At 70.5% G+C, this 21357-nt stretch carries 18 protein-coding genes; 7 read left to right on the top strand and 11 right to left on the bottom strand.

The window, feature by feature from the left end; translation table 11 throughout:
* On the top strand, nt 1-684 hold a 684-nt coding region (locus tag GVN21_RS07525), incomplete at its 5' end, for a class I SAM-dependent methyltransferase (protein WP_205689975.1).
* Between the two features lie 22 nt (nt 685-706).
* Here GVN21_RS07525 and GVN21_RS07520 read toward each other — a convergent pair.
* Complete coding sequence (locus GVN21_RS07520; protein ID WP_166574103.1) at nt 707-1336, bottom strand: TetR/AcrR family transcriptional regulator; 630 nt, start codon at nt 1334-1336, stop codon at nt 707-709.
* Between the two features lie 100 nt (nt 1337-1436).
* A complete protein-coding gene (locus GVN21_RS07515) occupies nt 1437-2141 on the bottom strand; it encodes a Coq4 family protein (protein WP_166574102.1) in 705 nt (234 codons plus the stop codon).
* Between the two features lie 135 nt (nt 2142-2276).
* Here GVN21_RS07515 and GVN21_RS07510 point away from each other — a divergent pair, with 135 nt between their 5' ends.
* Complete coding sequence (locus GVN21_RS07510) at nt 2277-3905, top strand: ABC-F family ATP-binding cassette domain-containing protein (RefSeq protein ID WP_166574101.1); 1629 nt, start codon at nt 2277-2279, stop codon at nt 3903-3905.
* A 6-nt stretch (nt 3906-3911) separates the two neighbouring features.
* On the opposite strand, the gene GVN21_RS07505 is transcribed toward GVN21_RS07510, so the two are convergent.
* The 6 genes from GVN21_RS07505 to GVN21_RS07480 all read right to left on the bottom strand — a co-directional run bounded on the left by GVN21_RS07505 (nt 3912) and on the right by GVN21_RS07480 (nt 11718).
* Entirely contained in the window at nt 3912-4664 is a 753-nt protein-coding gene (locus GVN21_RS07505; RefSeq protein ID WP_166574100.1) for a DNA polymerase III subunit epsilon, read from the bottom strand.
* 28 nt (nt 4665-4692) lie between these two features.
* Nucleotides 4693-7620: a hypothetical protein gene (locus tag GVN21_RS07500; protein WP_166574099.1), complete on the bottom strand. Its 2928-nt coding sequence runs from the start codon at nt 7618-7620 to the stop codon at nt 4693-4695.
* Nucleotides 7613-9580, bottom strand: a complete 1968-nt coding sequence (locus tag GVN21_RS07495; RefSeq protein ID WP_166574098.1) for a hypothetical protein — start codon at nt 9578-9580, stop codon at nt 7613-7615. Before GVN21_RS07495 ends, GVN21_RS07500 begins: the two co-directional genes overlap by 8 nt.
* Entirely contained in the window at nt 9577-10026 is a 450-nt protein-coding gene (locus GVN21_RS07490) for a hypothetical protein (protein WP_166574097.1), read from the bottom strand. The genes GVN21_RS07495 and GVN21_RS07490 overlap by 4 nt, the downstream gene beginning before the upstream one ends.
* Nucleotides 10026-11237: an AAA family ATPase gene (locus GVN21_RS07485; RefSeq protein ID WP_205689974.1), complete on the bottom strand. Its 1212-nt coding sequence runs from the start codon at nt 11235-11237 to the stop codon at nt 10026-10028. Before GVN21_RS07485 ends, GVN21_RS07490 begins: the two co-directional genes overlap by 1 nt.
* Nucleotides 11238-11364: 127 nt before the next feature.
* Complete coding sequence (locus GVN21_RS07480) at nt 11365-11718, bottom strand: DUF2200 domain-containing protein (protein ID WP_166574096.1); 354 nt, start codon at nt 11716-11718, stop codon at nt 11365-11367.
* A gap of 79 nt (nt 11719-11797) precedes the next feature.
* On the opposite strand from GVN21_RS07480, the gene GVN21_RS07475 reads away from it, so the two are divergent.
* From GVN21_RS07475 to GVN21_RS07465, 3 genes are all read left to right on the top strand, one after another.
* Nucleotides 11798-12139 (top strand): hypothetical protein, encoded by a 342-nt coding sequence (locus GVN21_RS07475; protein WP_166574095.1) that lies wholly within the window; start codon nt 11798-11800, stop codon nt 12137-12139.
* 102 nt (nt 12140-12241) lie between these two features.
* The gene (locus GVN21_RS07470) at nt 12242-13408 is read left to right on the top strand and encodes an efflux RND transporter periplasmic adaptor subunit (protein WP_166574094.1); all 1167 of its coding nucleotides are present in this window, start codon (nt 12242-12244) and stop codon (nt 13406-13408) included.
* A gap of 3 nt (nt 13409-13411) precedes the next feature.
* Nucleotides 13412-16573: a CusA/CzcA family heavy metal efflux RND transporter gene (locus GVN21_RS07465; RefSeq protein WP_166574093.1), complete on the top strand. Its 3162-nt coding sequence runs from the start codon at nt 13412-13414 to the stop codon at nt 16571-16573.
* On the opposite strand, the gene GVN21_RS07460 is transcribed toward GVN21_RS07465, so the two are convergent.
* The gene (locus tag GVN21_RS07460) at nt 16557-17756 is read right to left on the bottom strand and encodes a VCBS repeat-containing protein (RefSeq protein WP_166574092.1); all 1200 of its coding nucleotides are present in this window, start codon (nt 17754-17756) and stop codon (nt 16557-16559) included. The genes GVN21_RS07465 and GVN21_RS07460 overlap by 17 nt on opposite strands.
* A gap of 74 nt (nt 17757-17830) precedes the next feature.
* Here GVN21_RS07460 and GVN21_RS07455 point away from each other — a divergent pair, with 74 nt between their 5' ends.
* The gene (locus GVN21_RS07455) at nt 17831-17992 is read left to right on the top strand and encodes a hypothetical protein (protein WP_166574091.1); all 162 of its coding nucleotides are present in this window, start codon (nt 17831-17833) and stop codon (nt 17990-17992) included.
* The gene (locus GVN21_RS07450) at nt 17989-18831 is read left to right on the top strand and encodes a helix-turn-helix domain-containing protein (RefSeq protein WP_166574090.1); all 843 of its coding nucleotides are present in this window, start codon (nt 17989-17991) and stop codon (nt 18829-18831) included. Before GVN21_RS07455 ends, GVN21_RS07450 begins: the two co-directional genes overlap by 4 nt.
* Nucleotides 18832-18837: 6 nt before the next feature.
* Here GVN21_RS07450 and GVN21_RS07445 read toward each other — a convergent pair whose 3' ends face one another.
* The gene (locus tag GVN21_RS07445) at nt 18838-20529 is read right to left on the bottom strand and encodes a serine hydrolase domain-containing protein (RefSeq protein ID WP_166574089.1); all 1692 of its coding nucleotides are present in this window, start codon (nt 20527-20529) and stop codon (nt 18838-18840) included.
* Nucleotides 20530-20624: 95 nt separating this feature from the next.
* Complete coding sequence (locus GVN21_RS07440) at nt 20625-21323, bottom strand: DUF4336 domain-containing protein (protein ID WP_166574088.1); 699 nt, start codon at nt 21321-21323, stop codon at nt 20625-20627.
* Between the last annotated feature and the right edge of the window lie 34 nt (nt 21324-21357).

Here is a 21357-nt window from a genome sequence, read left to right as displayed (position 1 = left end):
ACCCCAACCCCCGTCCTCTTCAACAAGGACATGGCCGACGCCTACGATCGCCGGAACAGCGCCCTTGCCCCCATCTCCGCCAACCTGCACTTCCTGATCGGCCTCACCCTCGCCGACCTCCCCGACGACGCCCGCGTCCTCTGCGTCGGCGTCGGGACGGGGGCGGAGATCCTGTCCCTGGCGGCGGCGCGGCCGGGGTGGTCGTTCGTCGGGGTCGATCCCTCGGCGGAGATGCTGGCGGTCGGGCGGCATCGGCTGGAGGAGGCCGGGGTGCTGGATCGGTGCCGGCTGCTGACCGGCTATGTCGAGGATGTCGCCGAGGACGGCTTCGACGCCGTGGTCAGCCTGCTGGTCGCCCATTTCATCAAGCGCGAGGGGCGGGTCGGCTTCTATCGCGCCATCCATGATCGCCTGGCGCCCGGCGGCCGGTTCGTCAGCGCCGAGATCTGCGGCGACCTCGATGCGCCAGAGGCGCCGGCCATGCTCGAGGACTGGAAACAGGTGCAGGCCCGGATGGGCGCCACGCCCGAGTCGCTCGCCATGCTGGGCGAGATGATGCGCCAGGCCCTGGGCGTCCTGACCCTCGCCGAGACGGAAAGCCTTTGGCGGGACGCGGACTTCGCCCTGCCGATCCCCTTCTTCCAGGCCTTCATGATCCGGGGCTGGCACGCGGCGAAGGGCTGAGCGACCGGCCGAAAGCCCGAGCCTAGACCGCCGGCCCGTCCGTCGACGCGGCCGCCAGATCGGCGATCAGCATCTCGATCATCCGCGCCGCCAGCCTGGGCGGTTCGGCGAAGGCCAGGCGGTCGAAATTGATCGGCAGCGCCAGGCAGCCATGCACCCCGGCCCACGCCATCTGGGCCAGCTCGGCGGCATCGCCCTCCCGCACCACACCGCTGGCCTGGCCCTCCCGGATCGCCGCCACCAGCAGGGCCGCGAACGGGGTCTCCTCCAGCGGCCGCCGCTCCGGCTTGGGCAGGGTTTCGGGGCGCACGAACAGGAAGGCGCCGCGGAACAGCTCCGGCCGCGTCAGTGCCACCTCGACATAGGCGTTGAGGAGGGACCGCAGCCGCTCAATCGGATCGTCGATGCCGGCCGCTAGCTGCGCCAACTCGGCGTTGATGACCTCGACAGGCTCCATCCACAACGACTGCATCAGCCCCTGAAGGCTACCGAAGTGGGCGTAGAGGGTCCCGACGCTGACCCCGGCCCGCTGGGCGATGGCGCGGGCCGAGACCGCCGCCGCGCCGGCCTCGGCATAGAGGCCGGCGGCCGCCTTCTGCAGGGTGCGACGCGCCGCCTGCCGTTGATCGTCGGTCGCCGGTTTCCGGGGCATGCCCTGCCTTAGAGCGGGTTCCGACGCGGGGAAACCGGTAATCGGCGCCGACGCGCGCCCCCTGAAACGCCGAGCCCAGGGCGGTGGGACTCCATCTCCTCTAGGCGGCCATCCTCGTCCGGTTCAGCTTCATCCGCGCCCGCAGCACCTCCAGCGGCGTATCCAGCTCGTCCTCCCAACGCTCGAAATTGAGGTTGCAAGCGCTGCGGCCAAAGCTCCAGCCGTCGACGAAGGCGTCCATGGCGTCGACGATCAGACCGGGCCTGACGAAGGCCATGTGGGCGGTGGTCACCGCCACCCTCATGGCGTGATACGGGAACCGAAGCTGGGCCAGATAGAAGGCCGCCAGGGCCAGCTCTCCCCAGTTGGTCGCCTCATACCCGGTCAGAACGTGCAGGAAGTCGTGGATCTGGAATCCGCGGACCATCATGTAGCTGAGGTCCGGGGGCAGGCGGTCCAGCTTGCCCGAGGCGGTCAGCTCCGCGTTGAACTTGCGGTAGTTGCGGCCAAGGTTCTGCTCCAGCCCGTTGTCGATGATGAAGCGCCGGTAGGCATGCCCCAGCGTGCCCGGCGCGCACGCGGCCAGGCGCTCCAGCGACAGCGGCTCGGCGATGAACCGGCTGGCCAGCAGGGGGGCCGCTTCGGGAATGGAGGCCAGCTCCCGGCTATAGGCCTCGATCGCCTCCCGCGGCGCTTCCGCCCACCATTCGTGGAACAGCAGATAGACGCCGTAGTCGAGCGGCGCGTCCGCGGCGACCAGGAACTTCGCCGCGAAGTCCCGATCGATGATTTCCCCCTGGGCCATAGCCGTCTCCTTGCGTTGCCCAGCAAAGCTAGCAGAGCAATAATAAAATGAACAGGTTCATTTTATCGCCGACCGAGGCCTCCACCCTCCAGCCCCCCTGGCGCTTCGCCCCGGCCCCGGCTAACAGCCCGCCGCATGATCCGCCTCGACAACATCACCAAGCAGAACGGCCACCAGCTCCTCTTCATCGAAGCCTCGATGGGCGTGCAGAAGGGGGAAAAGGTCGGCCTCGTTGGGCCCAACGGCGCGGGCAAGACCACCCTGTTCCGGATGATCACCGGCCAGGAGGCGCCTGACGACGGCCTGGTGGTCATCGATCCCGGCATGACCATCGGCTATTTCAGCCAGGACGTCGGCGAGATGTCGGGCCAGAGCGCGGTGGCCGCGGTGATGGACGGGGTCGGCCCGGTCAGCGCCCTGGCTGCCGAGATGCATGAGCTCGAGGCCGCCATGGTCGATCCGGACCAGGCCGACCGGATGGACGAGATCATCGACCGCTACGGCGAGGTGCAGGAGCGGTTCCAGGCGCTGGACGGCTATGCGCTGGAGGCGCGGGCGCGGGAGGTGCTGGCGGGCCTCAGCTTCTCCCAGGAGCGGATGGACGGTGATGTCGGCCTGCTGTCCGGCGGCTGGAAGATGCGGGTGGCCCTGGCCCGCATCCTGCTGATGCGGCCAGACGGCATGCTGCTCGACGAGCCCAGCAACCACCTGGACCTGGAAAGCCTGATCTGGCTCGAGAGCTTCCTGAAGAATTACGACGGCGCCCTGCTGATGACCTCCCACGACCGGGCCTTCATGAACCGGGTCATCGGCAAGGTGGTGGAGATCGATGGCGGGTCCCTGATCACCTATTCCGGCGACCTCGACTTCTATGACGGCCAGCGCGCCCTCGGCGAGGCCCAACGCCAGGCCCAGTACGAGCGCCAGCAGGCGATGCTGGCCAAGGAAATCAAGTTCATCGAGAAGTTCAAGGCCCGCGCCAGCCACGCCGCCCAGGTGCAGAGCCGGGTCAAGAAGCTGGATAAGATCGAGCGGGTCGAGGCCCCCCGCCGCCGCCAGTCGGTGCAGTTCGAGTTCCGCAGCCCCCCCCGCTCGGGCGACGACGTGATCAGCCTGAAGGGCGTGCACAAGGGCTATGGCGCCCAGCCGATCTATGAGGGCCTAGACTTCTTGGTGCGGCGCAAAGAGCGCTGGTGCGTGCTGGGCGCCAACGGGGCGGGCAAGTCGACCCTGCTTAAGCTGGTAGCCGGGAGCACCACGCCCGACCAGGGCGTGGTCAACATCGGGGCCGGGGTGCGGATGGGCTATTTCGCCCAGCACAGCATGGACCTGCTGGACGGCGAGGAAACCATCTTCGAAGCCCTCGACCGCGCCTTCCCACAGGCTGGCCAGGGCCAGCTGCGCACCTTGGCCGGCTGTTTTGGCTTCTCCGGCGACGATGTGGAGAAGCCCTGCCGGGTGCTGTCGGGCGGCGAGAAGGCCCGGCTGGTCATGGCCATGATGCTGTTCGATCCGCCCAACCTGCTGGTGCTGGACGAGCCGACCAACCACCTCGACATGGTCACCAAGGAGATGCTGGTCGCCGCCCTGGCCGACTTCGAGGGCACCATGCTGTTCGTGAGCCACGACCGGAGGTTCCTCGGCGCCCTGTCCAACCGCGTGCTGGAGCTGACCCCCGAGGGCGTCCACCAATACGGTGGCGGCTATACCGAATACGTCGAACGCACCGGCCAGGAGGCGCCCGGCCTCCACCCCGGCGGATAGAGGAGATCAGAACAGACGCGGCTGCGGTATCCGGGTCTTGGCCGTGGGGACCGCCTCCCCCCGCCGGGCCAGCTCGGTCTCGGCGCTGAACCGGACGTCCCAGTCCCGATCCCTGGCCATCGCTCGCAGCACCTCCAGCGGCAGGTCGGCCCAGGCCATCCCCCGCTCCGCCCCTCGCGGCACGCGCGGATACAGCCCCGGCTCCGCGCTCCAGGCCAACAGCTGCTCCGCCCCCACGGCGTTCAACATGTCGCGCAGATGGTGGGCGGTGACATAGGCGTCCGGCATCGCCCGGTGGGCGGGAAGGCCGGTCTCGTGGTTTAGCCCCTCCGGCCGCCGCTGGTAGCGCAGCATCTGATTGGAGAAGCTCTGCAGCTCCGGCCACAGCCGCATGGCGCACTTCCAGGTGCATATCCAGGCGGCCCCGCCGCTCAACGAAGGGGTACAGAACCGCTGCTCGAACGCCGCCCGGTGCGCCGCCAGCGCCACCACCCCGCCCTCCGGCCGCAACACCGGCGGGGCGGCGTCCTTCCAGTAAGGGGCGCCGGCGACCTGCTCGTCGAGGATGTGGTGGATGGCCATGGTGGCGGCGCTGATCGGCCGCCCCGGATTGACGAAGGCGGCCCCCCGCTCCTCCGTCACCGCCCAACGGCCGTCCTGGAGCGCCACGTCCTGCCAGCCGATCTCGCAGACATCGGCCGCGCCGGTCCCGGCGGTCTCCAGGTCGATGACGCGGACGCGGCTGGCTGAGGCGGACATGGGTCGAAAGATAGGTCGCCGAAAGGGGCTAGGCGACCACCACGTTGCCGCTGGGCAGCTCCACGGCGATCAGCCGGCCGTGGCGGTCGGCGAACAGGAGGCTGCGAACGTTGGGGACGCCGACGCCGCGCCCGGGCGAGCGGGCGAGGCAGACGACGAGGGCGTCTGGGTCGTGTTCGATGCGGAACAGCGCCTGTTTGATGGCATGGTCGTGCAGGGTGATCGTCGCGGTCGGGGTGTCGGTCTCGGGATCCGGCAGGCGCGCGTAGGCCCGCCCCAGATCACCGGGCAGGAAACGGTCGAGCTGGGCTGGCTGCGTGTCGAGAACGGCGCGGGCCCGGGCGGCGGCCTCGCGCTCGCGCTCGCGGGTCCAAGGCAGGGTAACCATGACCCCGCGCCCCTCGCCGATACGGGTCACCGAATGGGACCGCCATGACCAGTCGGCGGGTGGGATCACATCGCTGGGCGTCGCGCCCTGGGGGATCAGAAGGTTGGTGGTCAGCACGCCGGCCGGCGAGCGGGTCCAGGATTCCAGCACGCCAGGCCGGGGGCCGACGTCACGAGTGATCCAGCCGGGCCCGGCCGGGTCGTGGGCGAAGGCCACGGCCTGAACCTGCTCGGTCAGGGCGACCGACCAAAGGAACCGCACCTGAGGCCGGGGCGCGCACAGCGCGACCAGGTCGAGGGCCCCGATGTCTCCGTCGATCTGGACCAGCCATTGGCTCTCGCTGGTCACGTCGTGCCAGGCGCTCAGCCGCACTCGGCCGATGGGCAGCATACGGCGCGGGCCGGCCAGGAAGCGGCTGAGGGTAACGGCGCCGTCCTCCCCCGCCTGGATGACCAGGGCGCTGGGACTCTGGCCGACCGGGACTAGGCCGAGCACGCCGCTCAGCGTCCCTTGCCACAGAGGCGCGCCATGGCGATCAAACAGCTGCAGCTGATCGTTCTCGCGCCAGGCCAGCATGTCGCCCCCGGCCAGCAGGCAGGCCCGGCGCACCGGAGACCGCTGCACATCCGCGGCCGGCAGCCGCCAGTGCTGGAGGCTCCGCCCGGTCGGCCGATGCAGCCTGTTCAGCTTGTCGAGGTCGACGGCCAGAACCGACAGGCCGGCGCGGCCGAGCAGGGCGCTCATGGCTGCAAGCTCGGCCTGGCCCAGGCGAACGGCGGCCCGCTCGACAAGGCCGAGAGCCAGAGCTTCGAGGATAGCCGGGGCCGGCCTGGCCCAGAAGGCGGCCTGTTCGGACCGGCCCTCGTCGCCAAGGCGGGTGAAGGCGTGGAGAAGGTCGAGCAGGTCCTGCGGTTCGGCCTCGCCCGGCCCCGCCAACAGGGTCTGGAGATCGGCCAGCAGGGCCGGCAGCGGCCCCTGGCCGGCGATGCGCGGCATGTCGGGGAAGGCCTCGATCCCCTCCGGCGAGATGTCGTCCGGCGTCCAGTCGGCGGTCAGCAGGCCGCGGGCGGTCAGCTCTGCGCCCGGCGGGTCCTCGCCGCGCAGGCGCAGCGCCCGCTCCAGCCAGCGGCGGCGGGCGCCGGCGAGCGCCCCGTCAGCCTCTCCGGCCAGGGCATCGGTGACCTGCAGGGCCCGCAGCGGTTGGTCGGTCCCGACCAGCATGTCGGTCCAGGCCTTGACCACGAAGGCGTGGTAGCCGGCGTTGCCCTTGCTGTCCTGGGCCAGCTCCTCGAAGCAGGCGGCCTGTTTGGCCAGGGTCAGGGCGGCGTCCAGTTCGCCCGCCTTGTACAGCAGCCGGATGGCCCGCACCGGCGGCAGTCTGGCGTCGATGGCCAGCTTGGCCGCCTCGCGCAACATGCCGCCCTTTTCCAGGGCGGTGACCGCCTTGGCGTGGTCATCCAGCAGCTGGGCGTAGACGAAGGCCGCGCGGCGCCAGTCCCCGTCCCGCTCCAGCTGTTCGGCCAGGTTGCGGTAGCGCTGGTAGAGACTGTCGAAAGACCCGCCGCCGAGGATCGGCATCGAGAAGCCGCTCCCCGTGATGTTGAAGTCGAGGGAAGACCGCGCGTCCCACAGCCGGTTGGGCAAGATCTTGTCGCGCAGCTCGCTGGCCTTGCTCCCCAGCGCCATGGCCAGTTTCAGCGCGCTGTCCAGATCGCCGGAGGCCAGCAGCTTTTCGACCAGTTTCATCCGCTCGGCCATGCTGCGACGGAGCGGGTCGCCCAGCGGGGTGTGCCAGCGCAGCCAGCCGGCCAGGTTCTCCATGGCCGTGGGTCCCTTGGGCGCCGGCGCCTGGCCCCAGGGACCAGCCTTTCCCTGGCCGCCGGCCCGGCCATCGCCGAGGAACATCTGGCGGAAGATGTTGGAGAGCTTGGTGCGGTCGCGCAGCGCCGCCATCGACTCCTCGACCGCGTCCGAAAGGATCTGGGTCCTGCCAGTCAGGGTCAGCTCGCTGCGGCCGACGGGCAGCAGGCCGTCGGGCTCGCCCTCCCCCCTGCCCTCGCCCACAACAGCGGGGCCGGCGGCGGCGCGGCGTGGGGCAGCTTGGGGATGCATATGCAGACGCGGGAGGTCCCACAACGCCTCCAGAGGCTGGGGCGCGAGCGCCTCCAGGGCGATGCGGCGGACCCGCCCGCCCCACAGCAACTCAAGGCGGCGGACGGGGACCTTGGTGAAGGGAGTCCCGGGGGTGGCCGCCTCCTGGAAGAAGCTGCGCAGCACGCCTGCATGTCCCGCCGCCAACGGCAGGGCGCCGGGAACAGTCGCCTCGGTCAGCAGGACGGGCGCGATGAAGCTGACCAGCAGGACTTCGACTCCCTCACCGTCGAGCGGCCCGCGCCACAGGCCGTCGATGCGCTCGCGAAGGGCGCGCAGGTCCGGACCCGTCGCGCCTTGGGCCAGCACGACAGCCAGCCCCGGCCAAGCCTCGCCGAACGGCAGGGTCGGCGTCGCCGGGAAAGGCGGGCCGGCCAGACGACGGCTGCGCCGCAAAACGTGGGCCAGGCTAGTCAAGAATACGCCCCAGGTCGAAGGCCTTGGCCTCGCGGGCCAGGTCCCGAAGGTTCCAGGCGGTGCGGGCGAGGCTTGAGGTCTTGCGGTTGGGCCGCAGGTACAGGAGCTCTGCCAGCTTGCCGTCTTCCCCAACGACCAGGCCCCAATAGCCGTGATAGCCAATCTCCAGATGGGTCATCCGGCCGGCGTCGCGGCCAAGTTTCACCTCATGCTGGGGCCGTCCGAGGACCCCGTCGCGGACCTGGGCGCTGCGGATCGTGCCCTTGCCGCCGTGGCGGGCATCGGACCAGATGCGGACCTGCGCACCCTGCGGTCGCCAGCGGCCGGCCAGCAGCCGGTCGCCCGCCTCCAGCTTGACCTCGACGGCCTCGGGCGCCGCCTCGGTCTGCTGGTGGGGAAGGTGGGGGGCGATGACCCAACGCTGCGGCGCCTGGCTGTAGGCAAGGGCCTGCTCCGACGGCTGGTGACAGAGGCCGAGCAGCCGGTCGGGCTGCACCGCATGCTGCCCGTGCCGGAAGTGGTGGTACATGAGCTGATCGTGCTTCTTCACGACGAAGCGGGCAGGCGTTCCTTCCTCGAGATAGACGTGGTGGAAGCCATCGGAGCCGACGATCTTCGGCGCCTCGCGACGGGGCTTGAACACATCCAGGCCCTGGCCGTCGAGCATCAGGTCATAGACGCCCCCGCCGAAGGAATAGAACCGCACCGTCCGGCCCGTGACCAGCAGCGGCGGAATGGCGTCCGGCGGATGTCGCTTAAACAGCTGGCCGGCCGGCACCGCGTGGCGGACCTTCTCGAAGGGAGCAAGGTTGGCGTACTCGTGGAGAAAGAAGCTGCCGAAGGCCAGCTGCCCCTGGCCCGAAACCTCGCGGTAGAGCAGCACGTTGATCCGACTCTGGTCGTAGCGGATGCCGGCCAGCACGGCGCCCGGCGGCATCCGCAGCAGCCAGCTGCTCTTCAGCTCGGAATCATTGCTGAACTCCAGGATCAGCAGCCCCTCTTCCAGCCGCACGATACGGGCGCGGCCGTGGGCGGAGGCCATGCCGGTCGGGGCCCAGCCGGTGCGGGCGATGGCCGGTGCGGTCTCCGGCGGCGGCAAGGCCAGGGGGCTGACCGGGGCGAAGGGCTCGCGCAGAGCCGAAACGCAGACCCGGTCGTCCGGGAAGGTCAGCTCCAGGCCCGGGCGCGGCTGTCCGGCCAGGCGCATGGCCAGGGTCATCGACCGGGACGCGGACGGGATCGGCGGACCGAGGATGAAGCCGAACGCATTGGCGGCGACATCGACCGCCGCGGGCCGGCCGGTGATGTGGCGACGGGGCCGGGCGCCGATCACCCAGTCGGCGACCTCCACCGGCTCTCCGCTGAGCCGCGACCAAAGGGCCATGGCCTCTTCCTGGTCGGCGGCGTCGAGTTCGCGATAGCTGGCGGCCTTCAGGAGACGCTTGACCCCATTGACGGTCAGGCCCTCGAACCACACCGCCCCGTCCTCGCGCGGCAGGAAGCACCAGTGGAAGTCGGCGCCCCGCTGGCCGGCGATGCGGGCCAGGTAGAACAGGGCCGCCAGCGACAGGATGCGACCATGGCCCAGGGCGCCTGGCCCCACCGACACCATGGCCCGGTAGACGGGCCGGGCGCCGGGATCAGCGTACTGTTTTTCCAGGAACAGGGTCTCGCCGTCGGCCAGTCGGCGCAGAAACTCCAGGGGCGCCTCGGTGCGCAGCAGCAGCTCGCTCTGCAGCACATGGCCGATGTCGCCGCTGCGGGCCAGACCGCCCAGGCCCTCGAACTCGCCCTGCGGTCGGGCGCGCGGCGGATCATAACGGTTCAGGCCGCGCTCGAACTGGGCCAGCAGGCCGCCCAGCACCTGCTGCATCGGCGCTGACAGCCGCTCCAGCACCGGGGCGAACACGGCGTAGGCGGCCGGCATCGCCTCCTGGTCCTGATGCACGGCCGTGGTCATGCCGGCTCCGCCAGCGTCGAGCGCTCGAAGGGAACGGCCTGGCGGGCCAGGTACAGGTCGGCATCGCCGCTGGTCCCGTCGGCATCGAAGCGGGGCGCGACGATGGCCGGAGGCTCGAACCGACGGCTGTTGGCCAGGGCCCGCCACAGGACCGGCGCCAGGTGAGCCGGCACATCCACGGCCACCCCGACGGGCAACCACCAGTCGGGCTCGACCTCGTACAGTGCGACGGCGCCGGGAATGCGGGGCAGTATGGTTTCGGTGGTCCCGCCCACGCCGGCGATCTGGCCGGCGAACACCGCCGCCCAGTCTTCCCCATGGGCGACGCGCAGGGTGCGAAACAGGGGCGAGCGGGCGATGGCGGCCCGCAGCCGGTCGGCCGCGTCCGCGCCTGTCAGCAGGGCCGCGTCGAGGGTCTGGACCGGATCGACCCGGCGCCAGCGCATCAGTCCGCCTCGGCCGGCGCCGTCAGTTCGGCGGCGGCGGGCGCCTGGCCCCGCCCGCTCGAATGGGTTTCCAGCAGACTCTCCAGGCTGGCCCGAACGGCGCGCAGGCCCTGGGGTAGGCTCTTGGCGTCGAAGGCCGCGTCGATGCGGGCCAGCAGGGTCTCCAGCCGCACCAGCCAGACCTCGTAGAGCGGATCGCTGGCCAGGGCCGGTTTGGCCTCAAGCAGGGCCATGGCCTGTTCGGTCAGTTCGGCGGCATGGGCGGTCGGACCGTGCACGGCCTGGGCGACACTGCCGGTCAGCACCGGGTTGCGGCTATGCTGCAGCTCGGCCTGCAGGAGGTCCCGGACCTGGGCCTGCTGGTCGCGCGACTGGACCAGGAAGGTGATCGGCCAGAGGTCCTCGAGCCCCGCCGCCGTCTGGCCGCGCAGCAGGGCGGCGGCGGCGACCAGCTTCTGGGCCTTGACGATCTTGCGGTCCGACAGCACCGCCCCGGTCAGCCTCACCTTGCGGACGATATGGGCGTAGGCCTCGTGGATGGGCGTCAAATCGATAGCAAGCATCGCCTGGTGCAGGGCGCCGACGACACCGGCCGGCAGGCTGGGAACCTCGGCCCGCCCCTCGACTCCCAAGGCCCAGCCGGCCCGCATCAGGGCGGTCAGCTGATCGTCCTCGACCGGATCGACGAAGCTGGTCAGCAGGAAGCGGTCGGCAAAGGCGGCCAGCAGCGGGTCTTCCGGCAGGGCGTTGGACGCCGCCACGCAGGACAGCATCGGGCTTTTCATCGCAAACCGTCCGCGCCGGTAGGTCCGCTCGTTGAGGATCTTCAGCAGCGAGTTGAGAATGGCGGTCGAGCCTAGGAAGATTTCATCCAGGAAGGCGATCTCGGCCTCGGGCAGCATTCCGCCCGTCACCGGCTTGATCTCGCCGTCCTTCAGGGCGTTGAGGTCCAGCCCACCGAACAGTTCCGAAGGCTCGGTGAAACGGCCGATCAGGTATTCGAAGTAGCGGGCCTCGACGCTGCGGGCGATGGCCTGGACGACCAGCGACTTGCCGGTGCCGGGAGGGCCGATCAGCAGCACGTGCTCGCGGGCGATCAGCCCGAGCATGATCAGTTCGAGGATGGCGCGGCGAGAGACAAACTGGCCGCTGAGCGCATCCAGCTGGGCATTGATCAGTCGCACCGAAGCATTGCGGTCAGACAGGTCCATCGGCTCCCCCACCGACATCCCCGACGCCGGTCCAAGCGATACTTTACTGCCCATCGTTGTGATCGCCGGGCGGGACCATTTCAAGCGGCCGGGCGGCCGGTGCGGTGATTGAGCGGACCTGTTACCCTCAGGCACGCAAGACCTTGGCCATCGCCTTGCCCTTGGCCAGTTCGTCGATGAGCTTGTCCATGTAGCGGATCTCCCGCATCAGCGGCTCCTCGATGGCCTCGACCCGCACCCCGCAGACCACCCCTGTGATCAGCCACCGGTTCGGGTTCAGGGTCGGAGCCTGGGCGGCGAACAGGTCCTCGAAAGTGGTCATCGCCGCGATGTGGCCATCGAGATCCTCCTGGCTGACCCCGAGCAACCAGCGCAGCGCCTCATCGACCTCGGCCTTGGTCCGCCCCTTGCGCTCCGCCTTGGCGATGTAGAGGCGGTACACACCGGCGAAGCTCATGCCGTAGATGCGGGGCTTGGTCATGGCACCAATGTCGTCCCAATCCCGGTTCGGGGTAAAGCCCGCGAGACGGCGCGGGGACCGCTGTGCTATCAGTGCTTCGATGGCGAGGGCGATCTTCACGGCGTTTGGGCGCCTCGGTCTGGTGGGCGTGCTGCTGGTGGCGCTCGCCTCCATGGCCCTGCCCGCCGTGGCCCAGGCCTGCGCGCCCGAGCCTGCGGCCGTCTCCGTCGATCAGCCCGCCGATCCCTGCGAACAGGACGGCTGCATCGATTGCGGACCGGCCTGCGGCCACGGCTGCTGTCATGCCGCACACGTCGGCCTTGTCGCCGTGGCGGCCATGCCGGGCGAGCCGCTGGCCATCCGCCGCGCCGCCACCGCGCCGCGTGAAATCGGCGCGCCGATGGACGGCTCCTCCATTCTCGATCGACCACCCAGGGCTTGAAGCCCAGGGCTCTGCCCCTCCCGACCTGATCCAGGCGGCGCCCCACGCGCCGCCTTCCGACCATGAGTCCGGCGCTCCGACGGCGCGCCGCGCGAGGACAAGATGAAGATCGACAGACATTGGCTGGTGACCGGCGTGGCCGTGGTCATCGCCCTGGGCGCCGGCTTTGGCGCCGCCCGGCTGCTGCCGGAGCCGCCGACGAAGGAGGCCGCCCACAAGGATGGCCACGGCGAGGAAGAGGGCCATGATGAGGGCGGCGAGGACGGGCTGGTCGCCCTGTCGCCGGCCAAGGCGGCTGCGGCTGGGGTCAGCATCGTGGCGCCCGAGCGGGGCGGAGGCGAGGCGCTGATCCTGCCCGGCCGGGCGGCGTTCGCGCCCGGAGCCGAGGCGGTGGTCGATGCGCCGCTGCCGGGGACGGTGATCGCCGTCCACGTGGGGCCGGGCAGTGCGGTGCGGGCGGGAGCGGCCCTGGTCACCATGCGCAGCCCGGAGGGAGCGGCGGCGCGGGCCAATGTCGACGCGGCCCAGGCGTCCGCGGACGCAGCCCGGGCCGCCCTGGCGCGGGACCGGTCACTGTTCGAGCGGGGCTTCATCGCCCGCGCCCGGCTGGACATCACCGAGGCGGAAGGCCGCCGCACTGAGGCCGAGCTGCGGGCGGGCCGCGCGCGGCTGGCGGCCTATGGCTCACCCGGCCCGGACGGCCGGGTAGTGGTGCGCAGCCCGGTCAGCGGGGTGGTCAGCCGGCTGGCCACCAGCCCTGGCCAGGTGCTGCACGAGGAGGATCAGGAGGTGGCGGCGGTATCCGACACCGGCCGGCTGGAGCTGGTCTTCGACGCCCCGCCCGGGGCCTCGGCGACAATCAGGGTCGGGGACCGGCTGGCTGGCCGCACGGCTGACGGCCAGGCGGTGAACGCGGTGGTCACCGCCATCGCCCCGGCCGGCGAGCGCGGGGTGGTGACGGTGCGGGCCCGGCCCGAGGGCTTTTCCCCGCCGGCCGGGACGGTGATCTCCGCCCGGTTGGCCACGGGCCGGGCGGGGAGCGGCCTGCTGACCCTGCCGGTCGAGGCGGTGCAGACGGTAGAGGGCCGACCCTCGGTGTTCGTGGTCGAGGGCGCGGGTTTCCGGGCTCGGCCGGTGGTCACCGGGGCCGTGGCCGACGGCCGGGTCGAGATCGTCAGTGGCCTGACCGGGACCGAACGGGTCGCCGGGGCGGGCGCCTTCCTGCTCAAGGCGGAACTCGCCAAGGGCGAAGCCGAGCACGGGCACTAGGTCATGCTGGACAGGATCATCGACGCTTCCGTGCGCTACCGCTGGCTGGTGCTGGCGCTGGCCGTCCTGCTGGCAGTCCTGGGCGGGCGCGAACTCCTGCGGCTGCCTATCGACGCGGTGCCGGACATCACCAACCGCCAGGTGCAGATCACCACCGTCGCCTCGGCCCTCGGACCGGAGGAGGTCGAGCGGCAAGTCACCTTCCCTCTGGAGACGGCCCTGGCCGGCCTGCCCGGCCTGACCGAGACCCGCTCGCTCTCCCGGCACGGCTTTTCCCAGATCACCGCTGTCTTCACCGACGCCACAGACATCTATTTCGCCCGCAACCTGGTCGGCGAACGGCTGCAGGCGGCGCGCGAGTACCTGCCGGAGGGGCTGACCCCCTCGATGGGGCCGGTGGTGACCGGCCTGGGCGAGGTCTACATCTGGACCCTGGAGTTCAAGGGAGCGGCCGCGAAGCCGAACACCCCCTACGTCACGCCCGAGGGCGAGCGGCTGGTCAGCGACAAGGAGAAGGCCACCTACCTGCGCACGGTGCAGGACTGGATCGTCGCCCCGCAGCTGAAGACGGTGAAGGGCGTCGCCGGGGTCGATGTGCTGGGCGGCTACGTCAAGGAATACGCCGTGCATCCCGATCCGGCGCGGTTGGCCGCCCACGGGGTGGGGCTTGTGCAGTTGGTCGAGGCGCTTGAACACGCCAACCGCATCGCCGGGGCCGGCTATGTCGACCGGGCGGGCGAGGCCTACATCGTTCGCGCCGACGCGCGAGTGCGCAGCCTTGGGGAGCTGGCCCAGACTCCGATCCTCAACCGGGGCGGCCAGGTCATCCGCGTCTCCGACGTGGCGATGGTGGAGATCGGCCGGGCCCCGCGCCTGGGCTCGGCCAGCGCCGACGGCCGCGAGACTGTGATCGGCACCGCCCTGATGCTGCAGGGGGAAAACTCCCGCGAGGTGGCCCAGCGGGTCGGCCAGCGACTGACCGAGATCGGCCCCAGCCTGCCGCCGCAGGTGATAATCCGGCCGGTGCTCGACCGCACCAAGCTGGTCGAGGCGACCATCCGCACGGTTGAGCACAATCTGGCCCTGGGCGCGGCGCTGGTCATCGCCGTGCTGTTCCTGGCGCTGGGCAATGTGCGAGCGGCGGTGATCACCGCCCTGGTCATCCCCTTGAGCTTCCTGTTCGCCGCCTCGGCGATGAACCGGCTGGGGATCAGCGCCAACCTGATGAGCTTGGGCGCCCTCGACTTCGGGCTGATCGTCGACGGGGCGGTGGTGGTAGTCGAGAACACCCTGCGACGGCTGGGCCTCGCCCGCCAGGCGGAGGGACGGCCGCTATCGGCTTCCGAGAGGCTGGCCATCGCCGCTGGGGCGGCGCGGGAGATGGCGCGGCCCGCCGCCTTCGGCCAGGCGATCATCCTGCTGGTCTATGCCCCGCTGCTGATGTTCGAGGGTGTGGAGGGCAAGATGTTCGGCCCGATGGCGGCCACCGTCATGCTGGCCCTGCTCGGCGCCTTCGTTCTCAGCTTCACCCTGGTCCCGGCCCTGGCCACGCTGTGGGTGCGGGAACCGAAAGCCGATCATGAGGAGACCCGCCTCACCCGCCTGGCCAAGGCCCGCTACGCCCCGCCGCTGGGCGCGGCGATGGCGCGGCCGCGCACGGTGCTGACGGGGGCGGGGGCGGCGGCGCTGGTCGGGCTGGTCGCCGTCCTGATGCTGGGCCGGGAGTTCGCCCCGACCCTCGATGAGGGCGATGTGCTGGTTCAGGCCCTGCGGGTCCCTTCAACCTCGCTGGAACAGAGTCAGGCGATGCAGTTCCGCGTCGAACAGACCCTGAAGGCCATGCCCGAGGTGGCCGTGGTGTTCACCCGCACCGGCACCGCCGAGGTGGCGTCGGACCCGATGCCGCCGTCGATCTCCGACACTTTCGTGATCCTCAAGCCCCGCAAGAACTGGCCTGATCCGGGCCTGTCCAAAGCCGAGCTGGTCGAGCGGATGGAGGCGAAACTGAGCAAGCTGCTCGGCAACGCCTACGAGTTTACCCAGCCGATCCAGATGCGGTTCAACGAGCTGATCGCCGGGGTGCGCTCCGACGTGGCGGTGAAGGTCTATGGCGATGACTTCGCCGCCATGACCCGATCCGCCGAACAGGTGGCCTCGGTGCTGCGTGGCATCGACGGGGCGGCGGATGTGCGGGTCGAGCAGGTCTCCGGCCAGCCGACGATCACGGCCACCGTCGACCGGACGGTGGCGGCCGCCCAGGGCATCCACGCCAGTGACGCCGCCGACGCCCTGGCCATCGGGCTGGCGGGTCGCTCCGCCGGACATGTGCTGGAGGGCGACCGTCGGTTTGACGTGGTGGTGCGGCTGGCCGACGACCTGCGCAACGATCCGGCCATCATGGCCCAGTTGCCGGTCATGCCCGAGGACGCCGAGCCCGGCGCGGCCACCGTGCCGCTATCGGCGGTGGCCCGGTTCGACACCGCCGAAGGGCCGAGCCAGATCAGCCGCGAGAACGGCAAGCGCCGGATCGTGGTGCAGGCCAATGTGCGCGGCCGGGACCTGGGCGGCTTCGTCGCCGAGGCGCGGGACAAGGTCAGCCGGCAGGTCGCCCCGCCGCCTGGCGGCTGGCTGGCCTGGGGCGGTCAGTTCGAGAACCTGGAGCGGGCCAGCGCCAGGCTGGCGCTGATCCTGCCGATCGTGTTCGCGACCATCGCCCTGCTGCTGGTGCTGGCGCTCAGGTCCGTGCGGGACGCGGCCCTGGTGTTCGCCGGGGTGCCGCTGGCCGTGGCCGGCGGGGCGCTGGCCCTGCTGGCGCGGGGCATGCCGCTGTCGATCAGCGCCGCGGTCGGCTTCATCGCTGTCTCCGGGGTGGTGACGCTCAATGGACTGGTGCTGATGCAGGCTATCCGCCAGCGGCTGGACGAGGGCGCCCCGCCGGGTCAGGCGGCGCTGGAAGGGGCGGTCAGCCGGCTGCGCGCCGTGCTGACCACCGCGCTGGTGGCGGTGCTGGGCTTCCTGCCGATGGCCTTCGCCTTCGGGCCAGGGGCAGAGGTTCAGAAGCCGCTGGCGACCGTGGTCATAGGCGGCCTGCTGGCGGCGACCCTGCTGACCTTGATCGTGCTTCCGGTCGCGGCGGCTCGGTGGCGGTCTAAGGCTTCCGGTTGATCAGCAGCCGGTCCCGGATCTCGGGCCCGCCGCCGCCGCCCCTTAGCTGGCCGACATAGATGTCGGGCCGGCCATCCCCGTCGAAGTCCTGGATCTCGACGGCCAGGTTGGGACCGGTGAACGGCGGGACCACGGCGGCGCTGACGTCGGAAAACCGGCCCATCCCGTCGTTCAACCATACGGTGACGGCCCCGACGCTGGCGCGGACCAGGTCGAGGTCGCCATCCCCATCGAGGTCGGCGAAGCGGGCGTCGAGGGTGGTGTCGTCATCCTCGGGGATTCGGGCGGCGGTCGCGTCGGTGAAGCGGCCGCCGCCCTGGTTGATCAGCAGGCGATCGCGGGGGCTGCGTCCCTGCCAACCAACGTGGCTGAAGTAGAGATCGAGGTCCCCGTCCCCATCGATATCGACGTGCGCGACCTTGCGGGCCTCGACCTTGCCGGGATCGGGAAGGCGGTCGGAGGCGTCCGTGAAGCCGCCCCTGCCATCGCCCAGCCACAGGGCGTGGCCGCCCTCCTGGCCCATCACCAGGTCGAGATCGCCGTCTCCATCGAGGTCGGCCAGTTCGATGTCCTGAACGACCCGGCTGTTGGCCGGGAGCCCCTTGGAGATGTCCTTGAACCCGCCCCTGCCGTCGCCCTTCAGCAGGATGACCGGGCCGGCGCCGGCGATGACCAAGTCGAGGGCGCTGTCGCCATCCACATCGCCGTGGACCACGGCGTCGGCCTCGCTGTCCGGCAGCACGCCCAGGATCCGCTGATAGCCCGTTGGCGAGCTGAGGAAATATTCGTGGACCTCGCGCCGGCCGAATTTCACGTCGTCCTCGGAGACGATCACGATGTCGGGCCGGCCGTCGCCGTTGAAGTCGGCAATGGCGACATCCTCGCTGTCATGGCCCGCGCCCTCGAAGCGCAGCTGCGGCGGGCCGGGGAGGTCGTCGAGGGTCGGCTGGGGCAGCAGGGTGCGGTCGGGGGCGAAGACGCCCTCGGTGTTGATCAGCACCAGGTTGGCCTTGAACTCCTGGGCCACGACCAGGTCGAGGTCGCCGTCGGCATCGAGATCCGCCGCCTCGACATCCATGGTGTTGGCGCCCGTCATGCCGGAGACCTCGCGTTGCTCGAACCGGAAAACCGGCGCCGGAGCCCCCTGCAGCAAGGCCGCCACCATAAGGACTCCAAGCGCCATCCTTTCTCCCCTTCACATCGCCGGACGGACAATGATACTTTTCTTTGAAAGTATCAAATTGAAAGGTCCGTGCCGTGAGCGTCTGGAAAATCGCCGAGTGGGTGGCCGTGGTCGCCTTCCTCATTGCGCTGGGGGCCGCGGCCGTCACTCAGTCGCCGATGCCTTTGCTGCTGGCGTTTCCGATCATGATGTTCAATTTTGGCGCGCGGAAACTGTGGGGTAAGGGGCCGGAATGAGCGATCATATCTCGGTAACATCGACCGGGGACGCGTTGCGCCAGGCGCTGGCGCCCCTCGGGTTCACCGAGATCGAGGCCCAGGCCTATGGCGCCCTGCTGGCCCGGCCGGACCAGACCGGCTATCGCCTGGCCCAGGCCATCGGCAAGGGCCAGCCCAGCGTCTATGCCGCCCTGACTGGGCTGGAGGCCAAGGGGGCGGTCAGCGCCACGGGCCAGTCGCCCCGGACCTACCGCGCCGCCCCGCCGGCCGAACTTCTCGCGCGCCTGCGGGCGCGGCAGGACCGGCAGTTCGAGGAGGCCGCCCGGCTTCTGGAGCGGATCGCCGCCCCGCCCCCGGCCGGGGCGGTCACCCAGATGACCGATCCGGACCAGATCTTTGCCCGGGCCGAGGCGATGATCGGCCGGGCCCGCGAGATGCTGATCTGGGAGATGTCTGGCGGGCCGGTCGCCGCCCTGCGGCCCGCCCTGGTCGCCGCGACGGCGCGGGGGGTGCGGTCCTCAGGGCTGGTGCTGCGGGCAGAGGACGTGGTCGAGGGGTCGACCTGCATCGTCTCGCCGGTCGGGGACAAGGTGGCGACGGTCTGGCCGGTAGCGCCGCTGATCCTGGTCGCCGACGGGCGGGAGGCGCTGGTCGCCGGCGTGCCGCTGGCCACCGGCGGGCGAGAGGGCGAGGCGCTGTGGACCGACAACCTGTTTCTCAGCGTGGTGCTGCACAACGCCCTGGCGTCGGACCTGTTGCTCCATCGGGACGCCTCGCCCGACTGGGTGGGACCGAACAGAGCCCTTTTCGACGCCCACCCGCCCGGCTTCCGCGAGTTCATCGCCCAGCCGGAATGAGCCCGTTCAGGACTTGCGCTTGAACACGATCTCCCGGCCGTTCTGGCGCAGGGTGAACTGGGCCGAGGGGCCGTCGCCGGCCGCGAACTCCAGCGAGGCCGGGGCTTCGACCGCATCGAACAGGGTGGCCGATGTGGCGCGCAGGTTCACCGGCGGCTGGCCGGTCAGCTGGGCCTTCACCGCCTCGCCCTCGACGGTGACGGTCATCGCCGGGCCGCCGGGGGCGACTTCATAGACGCCAGGCAGTCGCGCCAGGGCGGCGGCCGACAGCTTCACCGCCACCGGGTCGGCGGGCAGCGCTTCGGTGGTGCGGTCGCCGACCACGCCGGGACCTTCGCCCATCTGAAAGAAGCGCATGCCGGTGATGACGCCCTTGGCGTCGCGCTCCAGGGTCAGGCGGTTGAAACCATCCGGATAGAGGTAGTCGTCCTTGCCGATCGCGGTCAGCACCGCCGGCCGGCCGCCGGTGCGTTCGGCGGTCAGCTTGCCGTCGACCACCTTCAGGATGCGGCTGGTCTTCTCGTCGAAGCGATAGACGCCCTCGGCCGCCTTCAGGGTGGCCAGATCGACCGGCACGGCCTTGACTGCCGGATAGGGATTGCCGAGCGCCGCGGCGCCCAACCGGCGGGCCGTTCCGCCGACGTCCGGGCCATCGTCGGTGTTCTGCAGGACCACCACGGTGATGTCGGGGCCGGGGTAGTAGGTCAGCTGGGAGATAAAGCCGAAGATGCCGCCGTTGTGCTCGAGCGTCGGGGCGCCGCGCACCTTGCCCGGCCCGATGCCGAAACCGTAGTCGGACGCCGCCGCCGCGCCTTCCGGGGTGATCATCCGGCTGTAGAGCTCGCTCTTAAGCACCCGGCCCTCATGCAGGGCGCGGTTCCATTTCAACAGGTCGTCCGGGGTCGACAGAAGGGCGCCGGCCGCGTGCGGCTGGGTCATGCTCAAGATCCGCATCGGCACGGCCTTGCCGCCCTGTTCGGTGTAGCCCTTGGCCTGGCGGGCGACGAGCTTGGGGTCACCGCCGTAGCCGGTGTCCTTCATCCCGAGGGGCTGGAAGAACACCTTGTCGAGGTAGTCGTACCAGGCCATGCCGCTGGCGGACTCGATGACTGCCCCGACCAGCACGTAGCCGGAATTGTTGTATTTCCAGCCGCCCCCCGGGGCGAAGTCGACCGGCTGGTCCTTGAACACCTCGATCAGCTGGGCCGTGGTCAGGTCCTTTTGGATGCTCGTCATCATGTAGCCGGGAATGCCCGTGTAGCTCTTGATGCCGCTGGTGTGGTTGAGCAGCATCAGCACGGTGATCTTGTCGCCGTTCGGGTAGCCGGGCACGTATTTGGTCAGCGGATCATCCAGCTTGACCTTGCCCTCCTCGACCAGCTTCAGCACCCCGGCGGCGGCGAACTGCTTGGTCACCGAGCCGATGCGGAACAGCTGGGTCGGCGTCAGGGGCGTGTGAGCATCCATGTCCGCCTCGCCCCGCGCGCCGCGGAACAGCACGGTGTCGCCGCGCGCCACCAGGACGGCCGCGCCGGGGCCTTGCGCCGGGTAGGTGGCTTCCAGCAGGTCCTTGGCGTAGCGGGCGACGTCGGCGTCGCTCGGGGCCTTTTGCGCGGCGGCCGGCTGGGCCTGGGCAAGGGCGGGCGCGAGCGGCGCGAGGCAGAGGGTCAGCGCCATCGCGAGAGCGGTGGATTTCATCGGTGGTCGGTTCCTGAACAGAGAAAGCCCCAAGGCCTGGGACTGTGGACCAGGATGCGACCGGCCGCTCGTTTCAAATGCGCAATGTTCGGCGATCACCCGGTCAGCCAGCGGAAGGCGCGGCCGATGAAGGCCTGGCCGTCCCGTTCGACCGGATTGCCGTGGGCCATCACCACCGCGCTCGCCGGCCAGGCCTCGATACGGGCCAGGGCGAGGCGGGCGGCACCCCGGTCGGTGAAGGCCAGGCGGAACTTGCGCGGCACGGCGGGCTCGGGCTCGGTCATCAGATCCAGCCGCGCGACCAGGGCTCGCCAACCGTGGAACCAGCCGGACGGAAACTGCTGGATCAGGTCGGTGAACAGGACCGTGCGGCTGGCCCGATGGAAGAACACCGCCTCGGTGGTGATCGCGTTGCCGTGGACCAGCACCTGATCGAGGTCGGCGGCCCAGGCGGGCGGCGGGGCGTCGGCCAGCTCGAGGGCGATGGGCAGGTCGGGCCTCAGCTTCCGCAAGCTCGGCGCCGCCGACAGGGTCGCCAACCGAAAGGTCGTCACCCATTGGGCGAGATGCAGGTCGTGCAGGCTGTTGGGCGCGATGATGTGGCGAACCTCGCCCAGCGCCTCGACCGCCTGTCGAAGCCCTTCGGTCAGGGCGACAGGCGACCAGATCCACAGGCCGCCGCCGGACAGGCGGACGACCGCCATCCGGGTCGGATAGGGAAATCCGGCCACCTGGGCGATCGGCCCGTCCGCCAGCCAGAGGTCCGGCCCGAACGACTGCAGCGGCCGGTCCATGATCGCCCTCCAAGCCGGGGCAGTTGAAGCGCTT

Origin of the sequence: Caulobacter sp. SLTY (genome assembly GCF_009905535.1) — a bacterium.
In the GTDB taxonomy this organism is placed as follows: Bacteria; Pseudomonadota; Alphaproteobacteria; order Caulobacterales; family Caulobacteraceae; genus Caulobacter.
The sequence above is the reverse complement of the archived record's forward strand: the minus strand, read 5'-3'. Positions and strand labels throughout refer to the sequence as shown.

Bases quoted from the DNA above. Each gene is read 5' to 3' on its own strand.
- GVN21_RS07450 (WP_166574090.1), top strand. From the start codon at position 17,989: ATGAGCGATCATATCTCGGTAACATCGACCGGGGACGCGTTGCGCCAG.
- GVN21_RS07470 (WP_166574094.1), top strand. From the start codon at position 12,242: ATGAAGATCGACAGACATTGGCTGGTGACCGGCGTGGCCGTGGTCATC.
- GVN21_RS07495 (WP_166574098.1), bottom strand. From the start codon at position 9,580: ATGACCACGGCCGTGCATCAGGACCAGGAGGCGATGCCGGCCGCCTAC.
- GVN21_RS07520 (WP_166574103.1), bottom strand. From the start codon at position 1,336: ATGCCCCGGAAACCGGCGACCGACGATCAACGGCAGGCGGCGCGTCGC.
- GVN21_RS07485 (WP_205689974.1), bottom strand. From the start codon at position 11,237: ATGGACCTGTCTGACCGCAATGCTTCGGTGCGACTGATCAATGCCCAG.
- GVN21_RS07490 (WP_166574097.1), bottom strand. From the start codon at position 10,026: ATGCGCTGGCGCCGGGTCGATCCGGTCCAGACCCTCGACGCGGCCCTG.
- GVN21_RS07440 (WP_166574088.1), bottom strand. From the start codon at position 21,323: ATGGACCGGCCGCTGCAGTCGTTCGGGCCGGACCTCTGGCTGGCGGAC.
- GVN21_RS07515 (WP_166574102.1), bottom strand. From the start codon at position 2,141: ATGGCCCAGGGGGAAATCATCGATCGGGACTTCGCGGCGAAGTTCCTG.
- GVN21_RS07465 (WP_166574093.1), top strand. From the start codon at position 13,412: ATGCTGGACAGGATCATCGACGCTTCCGTGCGCTACCGCTGGCTGGTG.
- GVN21_RS07505 (WP_166574100.1), bottom strand. From the start codon at position 4,664: ATGTCCGCCTCAGCCAGCCGCGTCCGCGTCATCGACCTGGAGACCGCC.
- GVN21_RS07460 (WP_166574092.1), bottom strand. From the start codon at position 17,756: ATGGCGCTTGGAGTCCTTATGGTGGCGGCCTTGCTGCAGGGGGCTCCG.
- GVN21_RS07510 (WP_166574101.1), top strand. From the start codon at position 2,277: ATGATCCGCCTCGACAACATCACCAAGCAGAACGGCCACCAGCTCCTC.
- GVN21_RS07480 (WP_166574096.1), bottom strand. From the start codon at position 11,718: ATGACCAAGCCCCGCATCTACGGCATGAGCTTCGCCGGTGTGTACCGC.
- GVN21_RS07475 (WP_166574095.1), top strand. From the start codon at position 11,798: ATGGCGAGGGCGATCTTCACGGCGTTTGGGCGCCTCGGTCTGGTGGGC.
- GVN21_RS07445 (WP_166574089.1), bottom strand. From the start codon at position 20,529: ATGAAATCCACCGCTCTCGCGATGGCGCTGACCCTCTGCCTCGCGCCG.